This window comes from Enterococcus sp. DIV1315a, from assembly GCF_051712325.1.
GTDB classification, from domain to species: Bacteria; Bacillota; Bacilli; order Lactobacillales; family Enterococcaceae; genus Enterococcus; species Enterococcus faecalis.
Genome location: NZ_JBIOOS010000001.1, coordinates 1,827,481 through 1,842,225, shown reverse-complemented (window position 1 = coordinate 1,842,225; position 14,745 = coordinate 1,827,481). Strand labels below are relative to the sequence as shown.

The following is a 14,745-nucleotide window of genomic DNA, read 5'->3' as shown; positions in this document are numbered from 1 at the left end:
TCTTTAAAAAAATACTGGTCGTAGTAATCAATTCCTCTCATTTATAGAGTTTTCTAAAAAAACACAAAATATCTAGGCGAAGTGGTCAAGTCCAATGGTTATTTATGAGTGAATATGCTAAAATAAAACTTGTCTTACATAAGGAAAGATTTGTTCACTAACAGTGGCGACTGTTCTCAGTAAACAGTTGCACTGGTTTATCGGGAAGGGAACAGAGCAAGTTTTACGAGACTTTCCCATGTAATAATAAAAAGCACTGAACGTCAGTGAATGAAGGAAGAAGGACATCTATGAAAACAATTATCACATTCATTATTGTCTTCGGTATTCTTGTCCTCGTACATGAATTTGGCCACTTTTATTTTGCAAAACGAGCGGGTATTTTAGTTCGTGAGTTTGCAATCGGAATGGGACCAAAGATTTTTGCGCATCGTGGAAAAGATGGCACCACTTATACGATTCGCTTATTGCCAATTGGTGGCTATGTGCGAATGGCTGGGATGGGCGAAGACATGACAGAAATCACACCAGGTATGCCTCTATCTGTTGAGTTAAATGCCGTGGGTAATGTGGTTAAAATTAATACAAGTAAAAAAGTACAATTACCTCATAGTATTCCGATGGAAGTCGTTGATTTTGATCTTGAAAAAGAATTATTCATCAAGGGCTATGTCAATGGAAACGAGGAAGAAGAAACCGTTTATAAAGTTGACCATGATGCAACGATTATTGAAAGTGATGGAACCGAGGTGCGGATTGCGCCACTTGACGTTCAATTTCAATCAGCGAAATTATCGCAACGCATTTTAACGAACTTTGCGGGACCCATGAATAACTTTATCTTAGGGTTTATTCTGTTTACGTTAGCGGTCTTTCTACAAGGAGGCGTCACTGATTTAAACACGAACCAAATTGGACAAGTGATTCCTAATGGCCCGGCGGCAGAAGCTGGGTTGAAAGAAAACGATAAAGTCTTATCGATTAATAATCAAAAAATCAAAAAATACGAAGATTTTACAACCATTGTGCAGAAGAACCCCGAAAAGCCGTTGACGTTCATAGTTGAGCGTAACGGCAAAGAAGAGCAACTAACAGTGACACCAGAAAAACAAAAAGTGGAAAAACAAACGATTGGTAAAGTCGGCGTTTATCCTTATATGAAAACCGATTTACCGTCAAAATTGATGGGTGGTATTCAGGATACTTTGAATAGTACGACACAGATTTTTAAAGCACTCGGCTCACTATTCACAGGCTTTAGTTTAAACAAACTAGGTGGGCCAGTCATGATGTTTAAATTATCGGAAGAAGCATCCAATGCTGGAGTAAGTACAGTTGTATTCTTAATGGCCATGTTGTCAATGAACTTAGGGATTATTAATTTGTTGCCAATCCCAGCTTTAGATGGCGGGAAAATTGTCTTAAACATTATTGAAGGTGTACGTGGAAAACCAATTAGTCCTGAAAAAGAAGGCATCATTACGTTAATTGGCTTTGGGTTTGTCATGGTGTTAATGGTGTTAGTTACTTGGAACGATATTCAACGCTTTTTCTTTTAAGGAGAAAGCTTAAGTAAAAAAGTGTGTAAAGAAATCAAAAATAGTTGATTTTAAAATAGAGGAGAGTTTTAATGAAACAGTCAAAAATGTTAATTCCAACGTTAAGAGAAGTACCAAATGATGCAGAAGTCTTAAGTCATCAAATTCTGTTGCGCGCAGGCTATATTCGTCAAGTCGCTGCAGGGATCTATTCTTATTTACCTTTAGCCAATCGTGTTTTAGAAAAATTAAAAACGATTATGCGAGAAGAATTTGAGAAAATTGATGCAGTTGAAATGTTAATGCCTGCGTTATTACCCGCAGAACTTTGGAAAGAATCAGGCCGTTATGAAACTTATGGACCTAACTTGTATCGCTTAAAAGATCGCAATGACCGTGACTATATCTTAGGCCCAACGCATGAAGAAACCTTCACAGAATTAATTCGTGATGAAATCAATTCTTACAAACGATTACCTTTGAATTTATACCAAATTCAAACAAAATATCGTGATGAAAAACGCCCACGTTCTGGCTTATTAAGAGGCCGTGAATTTATCATGAAAGATGGCTATTCTTTCCATGCCGATGAAGCTAGTTTAGATCAATCATACCGTGATTACGAAAAAGCTTACTCACGCATTTTTGAACGCTGTGGACTAGAATTCCGTGCCATTATTGGGGACGGTGGTGCCATGGGTGGTAAAGATTCTAAAGAATTTATGGCGATTTCTGAAATTGGGGAAGATACTATTTGTTATTCAACAGAAAGTGATTATGCTGCCAATTTAGAAATGGCAACAAGTCTTTATACGCCGAAAAAATCACATGAAACACAATTAGATTTAGAAAAAATTGCAACACCAGAAGTGGGTACAATTGCCGAAGTGGCAAACTTCTTTGAAGTTGAGCCACAACGAATTATTAAATCAGTACTATTTATTGCCGATGAAGAGCCAGTAATGGTCTTGGTTCGTGGCGATCATGATGTCAATGATGTCAAATTGAAAAACTTCTTAGGCGCTGATTTCTTAGATGAAGCAACAGAAGAAGATGCTCGCCGTGTCTTAGGAGCGGGCTTTGGTTCAATTGGTCCAGTCAATGTTTCCGAAGATGTTAAAATTTATGCAGATTTAGCTGTTCAAGATTTAGCCAACGCCATTGTTGGAGCTAACGAAGATGGCTATCATTTGACAAATGTAAATCCAGATCGTGACTTCCAACCAATTAGTTACGAAGATTTACGCTTTGTTCAAGAAGGCGATCCTTCTCCTGATGGCAATGGTGTATTAGCCTTTACTAAAGGAATCGAAATTGGTCATATCTTTAAATTAGGAACGCGTTACAGTGATGCTATGGGCGCAACAGTTTTAGATGAAAACGGTCGTGAAAAATCAGTGATCATGGGTTGCTATGGCATCGGCGTTAGTCGTTTACTTTCAGCAATCGTTGAACAAAATGCAGACGAGCGTGGTATTAATTGGCCAACAGGAATTGCGCCATTTGATTTACACGTGGTCCAAATGAATGTGAAAGATGAGTATCAAACAAAACTATCACAAGAAGTTGAAGCAATGATGACCGAAGCGGGCTACGAAGTATTAGTTGATGACCGCAACGAGCGCGCAGGCGTAAAATTTGCTGATGCTGATTTAATTGGTTGTCCAATCCGTATCACAGTCGGGAAAAAAGCAGTCGATGGTGTGGTAGAAGTCAAAATCAAACGTACTGGTGAAATGTTGGAAGTACGCAAAGAAGAATTAGAAAGTACACTTTCTATTTTGATGAACACAACATCAGAAGCGGAATAATAATGAAAAGGGCGGACAGAATGATTAGGATAAACTGTTTCCGCCACTTATCAGCGTTTAAGCTTGAAGCAAAAATCTAAAGTGATTTTTGCTTCAAGCTCTTCTTAGCTCTTTTTAGAAAAGAAACAAGATTGTTTTTTTACAAAAAACGAGTATACTTAATAGAGAAGCGAATGCAGAGAAACCGAAAAAAGGCACTTGACAGATTTGTCTGAGGGCCTTTTTTCAATGATAGAAGGAGGTTCATTTTGTGACAGAAAAAGCACGCGATTTATTTGATAAACTGATGACGCAAATTCAGTTAGATGACACAGCGAAAGAACATCCCTTAATTCAAAATGGCCGGATTGACAAGGTCATTGTTCACCAACAAAGTCGCTTATGGGAATTTCATTTAAGTTTTGATGAATTGATGCCAGTGATGCTATATCAAACATTTATGCAACAATTGGAACTAGCTTTTCAACAAATTGCGCAGGTTTCCGTTCAAATAACCACAAATCAGACAACATTTACTGAGGAACAATTAACGGATTATTGGCAATTGGCCTTGTTAAATAGTCAATGCAATACACCGTTAGTTCAGAAAGTCTTAAAAACACAGACACCACAATTTGAAGATCGGAAAATTATCTTACCTGTTGATAATGAAGCAGTTATTCCTTATTTGAAGCAACAATATTTACCAATTATTGAGGAACTTTATTTCTCTTACGGGTTTCCTAAATTTCATATTGAACCAAAAATGGATCAACAGCAAGCTGCAGAAGTGCTGAAAAAGTTTGAAGAGCAAAAATTAGAACAAGCCGCAGCCTTTCAACAACAAGCTGCTGAATCGCTTGTTAAACATGAACAAATGAAAAAAGAAAAACAACAACAAGCGCCTGCGTTTGATGGTCCAATTCGTTTAGGTCGGAATATTCCCAATGATGAACCCGTTATGCCAATGGGAAATATACTGGAAGAAGAACGTCGGATAACGATTGAAGGCTTTATTTTTGATAAAGAAGTGCGTGAATTGCGTTCTAAACGAAAAATTTTAATTTTGAAAATAACTGATTATACTTCCTCTTTCGTGGTGAAGAAATTTTCGAATGGGGAAAAAGATGAACAAGTTTTTGATGCGATTCAACCGCAAAGTTGGATTCGTGTTCGTGGTAGTGTACAAGAAGATACCTTCATGCGTGATTTAGTCATGAATGCTCAAGATTTGATGGAAGTCGCCCATGCGCCAAGAAAAGACTACGCGCCAGAAGGTGAAAAACGTGTAGAATTACACATGCATAGTAATATGAGTACAATGGATGCGACCAATAAAGTCGGTGACTTGGTGGCGCAAGCGGGGAAATGGGGTCATAAGGCCATCGCAATTACGGATCATGGCGGCGCCCAAGCGTTTCCTGATGCCCATGCTGCAGGTAAAAAAGCAGGCGTTAAAATTTTATACGGCGTGGAAGCCAATATTGTTGATGATGGTGTACCCATTGCTTACAACGAAGAACATATTGAATTAACAGATGCTACCTATGTGGTCTTTGACGTGGAAACAACGGGGCTTTCCGCTGTTTATGATACAATTATTGAATTGGCCGCAGTCAAAATGCACAAAGGAAATGTCATTGAGACTTTTGAGCAGTTTATTGATCCTGGCCATCCATTATCTCAAACGACAATCAATTTAACTGGGATTACAGATGAAATGGTGCGCGGTTCAAAATCCGAAGAAGAAGTTTTACGCATGTTTAAAGAGTTTTCAGAAGGAACTATTTTAGTGGCCCACAACGCTTCTTTTGATATGGGGTTCTTAAATACAAGTTATGGCAAACATGGAATACCTGAAGCGGCTAATCCCGTCATCGATACATTAGAATTATCCAGATTCTTGTATCCACATTTCAAAAGCCATCGTCTAAATACCTTATCGAAAAAATTTGGCGTCAACTTAGAACAACATCACCGCGCCATCTATGACTCGGAATCAACAGGTCATTTGTGCTGGATTTTCTTAAAAGAAGCGAAAGAGAATCATGATATGCATTTCCATGATGATTTGAATCGTCATATTGGCGAAGGAGACTCATACAAACGAGCTCGACCTTTCCATGCAACGATTTTAGCAACAACTCAAGCAGGATTAAAAAATCTTTTTAAATTAATTTCCATGTCCAATGTAGATTATTTTTTCCGAGTACCACGGATTCCTCGTTCGCAATTATCGAAGTTAAGAGAAGGACTTTTAATCGGTTCCGCATGTTCAAACGGCGAAATTTTTGAAGCAATGATGCAAAAAGGTGTCGAAGAAGCAAAAAATCGTGCCAAATTCTACGATTATATTGAAGTTATGCCCAAACCAGTTTACGCGCCATTAATTGAACAAGAATTGGTGAAAAATGAAGCAGATTTGGAAGAAATTATTAGTAATCTAGTGAAAATCGGTGACGAACTTGGCAAGCTGGTTGTCGCCACTGGAAATGTTCATTATTTAAATGAAGAAGATGCCATCTATCGGAAAATTTTAGTCGGGTCTATGGGTGGCGCTAATCCGTTAAATCGCCATAGTTTACCAAAGGTTCATTTCAGAACCACCGATGAAATGTTAACGGAATTTCAATTTTTAGGACAAGACGTCGCTAAGCGAATTGTAGTAGAAAATCCCAACAAAGTCGCTGATTTATGTGAAGAAGTTATTCCAGTAAAAGACGATTTGTATACGCCAAAAATTCCTGGGTCTGAACAAGAGATCACTGATTTAAGCTACAATCGTGCGCGCGAATTGTATGGCGATCCTTTACCAGAAATTGTCGAAAAACGGTTAGAAAAGGAACTGAATTCGATTAACGGGAATGGTTTCTCGGTCATTTATTTAATTTCTCAAAAACTGGTGCATAAAAGTAATGAAGACGGCTATTTAGTCGGTTCACGGGGCTCTGTCGGTTCGAGTTTTGTTGCGACAATGACAGGGATTACTGAAGTAAATCCTTTAGCGCCACATTATTATTGTCCTGAGTGTCAATATTCTGAGTTCTATGAAGATGGTTCCTATGGTTCAGGGTTTGATATGCCTGAAAAAGCCTGTCCAAAATGTGGTGCTCGATTGTTTAAAGATGGTCACGACATTCCTTTTGAAACGTTCTTAGGGTTCCATGGCGACAAAGTTCCCGATATCGATTTGAACTTTTCTGGCGATTATCAAGCCGAAGCCCATAACTACACGAAAGTTCTTTTTGGTGAAGAATATGTCTACCGGGCAGGAACCATTGGTACAGTAGCCGACAAAACAGCGTATGGCTTTGTTAAAGGATATGAAAGAGATCATAATTTACATTTGCGCGGCGCTGAAATTGATCGCTTAGCTAAAGGTTCAACAGGGGTTAAACGGACGACTGGGCAGCATCCCGGCGGTATTATTGTAATTCCTGATTACATGGATGTTTATGATTTTACGCCAATCCAATACCCTGCAGATGATCAAGAGGCAGAATGGAAAACGACGCACTTTGATTTCCATTCTATTCACGATAATATTTTAAAACTTGATATTCTGGGACATGATGATCCAACCGTGATTCGGATGTTACAAGATTTATCTGGGATTGAGCCAAAAACAATCCCAACAGACGATCCAGAAGTGATGCGTATTTTTGAAGGACCTGATGTTCTAGGTGTGGATGCAGAGCAAATTTATTCTAAAACAGGAACTTTAGGAATTCCTGAATTTGGGACACGTTTCGTTCGAGGTATGTTAGAACAGACCCATCCATCAACTTTTGCAGAATTACTTCAAATTTCTGGACTGTCTCACGGAACCGATGTGTGGCTAGGGAATGCAGAAGAATTGATTCGTCGTGGCGAAGCCAATCTTGCTGAAGTAATTGGTTGTCGGGATGATATCATGGTTTATTTAATTCATGCTGGTTTGGACAGTGGGATGGCCTTTAAGATTATGGAAACGGTACGTAAAGGACAATGGAATAAGATTCCTGATGAACTACGGGATACGTATTTAAATGCGATGAAGGAAAACAACGTCCCTGACTGGTATATTGATTCTTGTTCTAAGATTAAATATATGTTCCCGAAAGCCCATGCGGCAGCATACGTATTAATGGCATTGCGGGTCGCTTACTTTAAAGTTTATTTCCCAATCTTATATTACTGTGCATTTTTCTCCGTTCGGGCGGATGACTTTGACTTAGTGGCAATGTCACAAGGAAAAGAAGCTGTGAAAGCACGAATGAAAGAAATTACGGACAAAGGGATGGATGCCTCCACTAAAGAGAAAAACTTATTAACGGTTTTAGAATTATGTAATGAAATGCTGGAACGGGGCTATAAATTTGGCATGATTGATTTGTACAAATCGGATGCTGAAAATTTTGTGATTGAAGGGGATACCTTGATTGCACCTTTCCGAGCAGTGCCAAGTTTAGGACTCAACGTAGCGAAAGCCATTGTTGCTGCGCGAGAAGAGCAACCGTTCTTATCGAAAGAAGATTTGGCAACACGAGGCAAAGTTTCTAAAACGTTAATTGAATACATGAATGAAAATGGTGTCTTAAAAGACTTGCCAGATGAAAACCAATTATCATTATTTGATATGTTATAAAAGAAAAATCTCTTAGAAAAAGGCTGGTGAAGCAACTTATTCACCGGCCTTTTTTAGTCATCAAATAAATTAGAAAATCATTGCTAGAAGCGTTTTAATTACTTATTAAAAAGCCATCTTTATTTAATTATGTTGAGCTTGTGCATAAAAAGTAAAATGCTTATGATAAATGAAGAGCTTTATTTTTTTTAATAAGAAAGGAATTGGTTATATGGACAAAAAGCAATTACGATGGTTCACCGTCGGGTTAATTGCCTTTAACATGGTCTGGGGTCTTGGAAATGTTGTGAATAATTATGCACAACAAGGGATTTCAGTGGTCACTTCATGGCTTTTGATTTTAGTTTTATATTTTATTCCCTATGCGTTAATCGTAGGACAGTTAGGTTCAACATTTAAAGACAGCAATGGTGGAGTTAGTTCGTGGGTGCAAAACACCAGTACTAAACGTCTAGCCTATTATGCAGCATGGACTTATTGGGTAGTGCACATTCCTTACTTGGCACAAAAACCACAAGCAATTTTAATTGCCTTAGGTTGGGCAGTTCAAGGGAATGGAAACTTAGTCAATACGATGCCAATTGTAACGGTATCATTTATTTCATTAATAATTTTCTTGGTTTTCTTGTTATTATCAACAAAAGGGTTAACCACCTTAAAAGTTATTGGTGGTTTAGCTGGAACCGCCATGTTTGTGATGTCTATTTTATTCATTTTATTAGCGGTAGGCGCTCCATTTATTAATTCAACGGTTGAATTTGCGACGCCAAACATGTCACAAGTCAGCACCTATATTCCTAAATTTGACTTTAGTTATTTTACAACCGTATCGATGTTAGTTTTTGCGGTAGGTGGCGCTGAAAAAATTTCTCCTTACGTAAATGCAACTAAAAATCCAGCCAAAGAGTTCCCTAAAGGAATGATTTTCCTAGCAGCAATGGTTGGTTTATCGGCTGTTTTAGGTTCATTTGCAATGGGCATGTTATTCTCAAGTGACAATATTCCTAAAGATTTAATGGCAAATGGTGCCTACAGTGCCTTCCAAAAATTAGGCGCATATTATGGTGTCGGTAATCTCTTAATGATTGTTTATGCTTTGACGAATACAGTGGGTCAAGTGGCTGCGTTAGCCTTTTCAATTGATGCTCCACTGAAAATTCTTTTAGCTGAAGCAGATCCAGAATTTGTTCCAAGTTGGTTACGTAAACGTACGAAAAAAGGTACGTTAATTAATGGTTACCTATTAACAGGTATTTTAGTAAGTATTATTATCGCTTTACCGATGTTTGGGTTGAAGGACATGAACGAAGTGGTTAAATGGCTAACTAACTTAAATTCTGTAGTTATGCCAATGCGTTACTTGTGGGTCTTCTTTGCCTATATGCTTCTAAACAAAGCATACAAACAATTTAATTCAGAATATAAATTTGTTAAAAATCCTAAAATTGGTTTTGTGTTTGGTCTTTGGTGTTTCCTATTTACAGCCTTTGCTTGTATCCTAGGAATGGTGCCTAAATTCGAGTATGCCTCAGACCCTCAAGGCTGGTTGTTCCAATTAGCTTCTAACATTGTGACACCAATCGTCTTAATTCTATTAGGAATGATTTTACCAGCAATTGCACGTCGCGAGAAAAAAGACACGATTTTGCCAATTGATTCAGCAGAATAATTGGTTGCATGTTTCAAGGATAAAATAGTCAGTTTAAGTATTTTGCGTGAGATAAATGGTCAATAGGACTGTTTATCTCACGTTTTTTTCTGTCGATTTTTCTCTAAAATTTCTATTGTCTCTTAAAAATATGAGAAAATCAGAAGAATTTCTCCTGTATACTAAAGGTATCTATCATTAAAAAATGGTTATTAACGGAGAAAAGGAAGTGAACCTCATGACTAAAACACTTGAAACACAACCAGAAGAGAAAACGGTCTTTCTTTGTAAAGAAACGAATCCAGATTTTTTAGGACGAGAAATTTATGCGGATAATGTTGAAACACCGTATAATTTTTACTTAATTCGCAAGCTTTATTTAGCGAAAGAGTACCAAAATTTAGCAGAAGGGGAACAATTTTTTGAGGCTTTATGTGAAAGTTGGGATGAATCAGAACAGTTTGAAGAGTTAATTGTTAAAAAGATTTATGTCTATGTTGAAACGGAGTTAATGTACTACACTGTTTATTTTGGAAGCTTTGAGCCGACCACTCGTGACTTACGATTCGCATTGAAACAATGGATGTATGAAATACCGACAACTAAAAATAAAAAAACAGTCCGTATGAATGTAACCAATGTGCAAGTAGTGCCGCAAGAAAATCAATTAACGGAATTAGCTGGTGAAATTGCTGTCTTACGTGAAATGTTGACACTTTTAAAAGAAAATTTAGTTTCCTTAAATGAAGCCGTTAATCAAACGAGAAATCCCGTCATTTCTAGACAAATAAAAACGATCCATTTGAAAAGAGCTTCTCCTGTGATAGCCGCAGAACAGGCATCGCTGAAAATATCAGAGGATACTAATCCGGAACAACCAGACGTCAATCTCTCGCCTGATAATCTGGAAAATCAAGAAGGTAAAACAACTGTAGCAACAAGTGAAGCAGTGCCAATTAAAGAAGCGCTGCCAGAAAAAAAACAAGAAAACCAGCATAGTACCGCGGCAAAACCTTTATTTACTTTTCCACAAGAAACAGAAAAAAGCTCGCTAAATTCAGTGGATAAGGCTGCCGAAAAAGAAGAGGAGCAGAAGCCAGAAAAAGAAGCTGCCTCTATGGAAAGTGAAGAAGAAAGTTCATCAAGTCGGACAATTCCTGCAGACTTTCAACGACAATTGGACGAATTAGAAGAGGAAATTTATCGTCGCTTTATGAGTCGCCAGTTAGAGGATACTGATGGAAATCAAGCAGTACCAAAAATAACGATTGAAAAAAGACAGTTAGAAGCACAAATGTTTGAAGCAAAAGCATTCTCACAATCATTTAAACAAGTTCAAAAGAAAAAAGCAGGAGACGTGCGAATTTGCAATCAGTTAAGTTGTATGAAATTAGAAAAAGGATTAGATAAATTTTTAGATGAAGTTACAGAATATGTTGAAAAGCGGACCCTATTTAATAAAAAGGTTCGTTGTCCGCTCCCAGTAATCAGAGAATTGGAAGGCTATGGGCAATTAAACCAGTATATGCAGAAAATCCTTGACTGTTATTAATCGTTTATTTAGGAGAAGGTAAGACAAAACCGTTCAGTTTATCAGCTTTTAAGCCTGAAACAAAAATCACTTTAGATTTTTGTTTCAGGCTCTTTCTTATTATCTCTGGAAAAGATTTCAAGAGAATTTTTGAAATACTAGTGAAAATCCTATAAATTGTAGTATAATTTTCAAAGATGAATGAAAGGCGTGAAGTCATTGAAAGACAAACAAGTGTATGCAGTAGTTGACCTTGAAACGACTGGAACAGATCCTACAAGTGATCGGATCATTCAGTTTGGATGCGTTCTCGTTCAAGATGGAAAGATTATTGCGAACTTTGCGACAGATGTGAATCCCAATCAAGCAGTACCAAAACAAATTCAAAGTTTAACGGGGATTAGTAATACGCAAGTTCAAAAAGCGCCTTATTTTGAAGATGTAGCACATACAATTTATCATTATCTGGAAGATACTATTTTTGTGGCGCATAACGTCCACTTTGATTATAATTTTTTAGCTCGTGAACTGGTACGGTGTGGCACGCCGCCACTTACCATTCCAGCCATTGATACAGTGGAATTGGCACAGATTTTTTTACCGACAGAAAAAAGTTTCCGTTTAAGTGATTTGTCGGAAAGCTTAGGTTTGTCTCATGAGAATCCCCATCAAGCAGATAGTGATGCGCAGGTTACAGCCGAACTTTTGTTATTAATTCAAGAAAAAATGAAATCTTTACCATTAGTCACTATGGAAAAAATTGCGGAATTAAGTCAACAGACAGCGCGGGAAACCAGTACTTTTATTCAACAAACGTATGAACAAATGAAAAAACAAGTCACACCATTAAATCCAGCTTATCAAGTGGTCAGTGGCATTGCTTTACGCAAAAAAGAAGTTCCTCTTTTTGAAGAAACGTTCTATCAGACTAGCACGTATCCCAAAACTAAAAAAGCCAAAGAAAAACTGTTTGGCGAACGTTTCGCTTATCGTGCGGAACAGAGTCGGATGATGAATTTAGTCTATGATCATTTTACAGAAGGAACGACAAAAGATTTATTTATTGAAGCAGCGACTGGAACGGGAAAAACATTAGGCTATCTGTTGCCGATGAGCTATTTAGCAACGCCAGAAAAACCAGTCATCATTTCAACAGTTTCGATTGTTTTACAAAATCAATTAGTGGAAAAAGATTTACCATTAGCCAATCAAATCTGCCAAGGGAAATTACGAGGCATTGTTATTAAAAGCCATCGACACTATCTTGATTTACAACGCTTTAAGGCAACGTTGAATCAGCCAACTCCGCAAAAACAATACGCTCTTTATCAAATGGGCGTTCTCGTCTGGTTGCTAGAAACAGAAACGGGCGATTTAGATGAACTACAATTGACGAATTTAAATCATTTATTCTGGAAAGAAGTTACACATCGCGGATTGGATTTTCTTTCAAAAAAAGATGAACTTTATGAAGTTGACTTTTTAAGACATCTGTATAAAAAAGTCGCTCAAAGTAACGTGTTGATTGTTAATCATGCATTTTTGGCGCAAGAGTCGCTAAGAAAACAACCGTTATTACCTGAAAGTCCGTGGCTAATTATTGATGAAGCACATCATTTACCAGACATCGCTAGTCGGATGGCGAGCGAACGAGTAAACAGTGTGATACTAAAAAAACAAGTCACGCATTTTATTGAAAAAGAGCAACTTTTTGTTGCTTTACAGCAAATTTTTCAACAGTTTTCTGAAGAGCAGCGGCTTGTAAAAATTTATCAGCAAGGTTTACTGGATTTTGTGGATGAATGGCAAGATTTTCTTTTTGAATTGCATCGTTTATTTAGTAAAACGCAGAAGCGAATAGACCATCAGGAGTTGCTTTTAACCAAAGAACGTATTGATTATTTATCTGCTGCGGGAGAAAAACATAGTCAAACGCTCCAGCTTTTACTGCAGGAGCTGTTGACTATTCAAAGTAAGTTACAGCAAACAATTATGAGTCAGTTGGAAACCTTTAGTTTGGCTGATCGCATCGTTTTTGTTCGCTTGTTTCAATTTTTTGATGAAATTGAACGTATTCATCACTGTTTTACCATTTATCTTGATGATTGGCGTCCACGTTGGGTAAAAGAATATTTACCACAAAATGATGACCATGGCTTGATTGAAATTCATGACTTAGAAGCTAGTTTGCTTCCTGAAACAAAGTGGTATCCGCGGTATGAACGAATTATTTATACAAGCGGCACATTGAAGTTTGGCAACAATAAAAAGTATTTACCGCAACGGTTAGGTTTAACAGAGGTGACGTTCAAAACCCTGCCAACGCCATATAACTATGCAGAAAATGCGCGAGTCTATGTACCGGAAGAAGCAGTAGCCATTCAAAATGCCTCTTCCTATGAAATGGGTCAATACATTTCAGATACCATTGAAAAATTGATGGCGCAAGAGGAACGTTCGATGTTGGTTCTTTTTACTTCGCATGAATTATTGTCCACCGTGTATCATCAAGTCCAGCCAAGATTATTGGAAAAAGGACAAGAGGTCCTCGCCCAAGGGATTAGCGGCAGTCGTGAAAAAATTCTTAAACGGTTCTCTAATGGAAAACCGAATGTCTTGCTAGGAGCCGATAGCTTTTGGGAAGGTGTGGACTTACCAGGAACAGCTTTACAGTTATTGATAGTCACGCGTTTACCTTTTGAAAACCCGAAACGACCACTTGTGCAAGCAAAATATGCGTATTTAGAAGCAGAAGGGATACAACCATTTGCTCAAGAAGCGGTACCAAAAGCAGCCTTACGTTTACGACAAGCACTGGGCCGTTTAATCCGTTCTGAAGAAGACAGAGGGGCATTGCTGATTCTGGATCGTCGTTTAGTCACTGCAAAATATGGCAAACGATTAATCAAAGCGTTTCCCAAGGGACTCTCAGTAAAAGAAGCGCCCATGCCTGAAATTTTAGAAGAATTAAAGGAATTTTTAAACAAATAATTGATTATTTTTAGGTCATATTTGTGAAAGGCCGCTATTTTTCTGCTATAATAAGACCCAGTAAGTTTAGAGAGGATGGAAGGATTTTTGGAGGAATTAGAAGAAAAGAAAGAGAAGAAACGGATTACTGTCCTTTTAACCCTATTGGCAATCCTTTTAGCAATTCTTGTAACAATAATTATCTTTTTTGTACGAACCAATCAACCAATGGCTCAAGCCAAAAAAGAAGCAACCGCAATTGCCAAAACTTCTGCTAATTTAGAAACAGTTGATAAATTTTACTGGTTTACACGCAAAAATACGTATTTTACTTTAACCGGCAAAAATGATAAAGGCACAGAGATTGTCGTGATTGTCCCTAAATCGGGAGAAAAAGTCACGGTCTTAAATCAAAAAGATGGTCAAACTGAACAACAAATAACAGACATTGTTGCTAAAGCCCATCCCGATGAATCGGTGATGAAAGCTACGTTAGGGCTTTATGATAAGCGCCCTGCATGGGAAGTGGTCACCGAAAATGATCAAGGAGTACTGACGTATTATCTGATGAGCTTTGATAAAGGTGAAGAGATCAACGTTGTCAAAGATATTTAATTTAGATAGGTTTTGATGAAAGTGGG

At 37.7% G+C, this 14,745-nt stretch carries 7 protein-coding genes; all 7 read left to right on the top strand.

Annotated features, from left to right (window positions below):
- Positions 1–290 precede the first annotated feature (290 nt).
- The 7 genes from rseP (at position 291) to IGJ03_RS08700 (ending at position 14,719) form a co-directional block, all read left to right on the top strand.
- Positions 291–1,559 (top strand): RIP metalloprotease RseP, encoded by a 1,269-nt coding sequence (rseP, locus tag IGJ03_RS08730; RefSeq protein WP_002408800.1) that lies wholly within the window; start codon positions 291–293, stop codon positions 1,557–1,559.
- A 71-nt stretch (positions 1,560–1,630) separates the two neighbouring features.
- Entirely contained in the window at positions 1,631–3,349 is a 1,719-nt protein-coding gene (locus IGJ03_RS08725; RefSeq protein WP_002356780.1) for a proline--tRNA ligase, read from the top strand.
- 250 nt (positions 3,350–3,599) lie between these two features.
- Positions 3,600–7,955 (top strand): PolC-type DNA polymerase III, encoded by a 4,356-nt coding sequence (locus IGJ03_RS08720; RefSeq protein WP_002384252.1) that lies wholly within the window; start codon positions 3,600–3,602, stop codon positions 7,953–7,955.
- Positions 7,956–8,166: 211 nt separating this feature from the next.
- Positions 8,167–9,624 carry an amino acid permease gene (locus IGJ03_RS08715; RefSeq protein WP_002356790.1) on the top strand — a complete coding sequence of 486 codons (1,458 nt, stop codon included), beginning with the start codon at positions 8,167–8,169 and terminating at the stop codon, positions 9,622–9,624.
- 217 nt (positions 9,625–9,841) lie between these two features.
- Positions 9,842–11,155, top strand: a complete 1,314-nt coding sequence (locus IGJ03_RS08710) for a hypothetical protein (protein ID WP_429861459.1) — start codon at positions 9,842–9,844, stop codon at positions 11,153–11,155.
- Between the two features lie 180 nt (positions 11,156–11,335).
- Entirely contained in the window at positions 11,336–14,125 is a 2,790-nt protein-coding gene (locus tag IGJ03_RS08705; RefSeq protein ID WP_375804604.1) for an ATP-dependent DNA helicase DinG, read from the top strand.
- Positions 14,126–14,200: 75 nt separating this feature from the next.
- Positions 14,201–14,719, top strand: a complete 519-nt coding sequence (locus tag IGJ03_RS08700; protein ID WP_002382785.1) for a cell wall elongation regulator TseB-like domain-containing protein — start codon at positions 14,201–14,203, stop codon at positions 14,717–14,719.
- Positions 14,720–14,745: the final 26 nt, after the last annotated feature.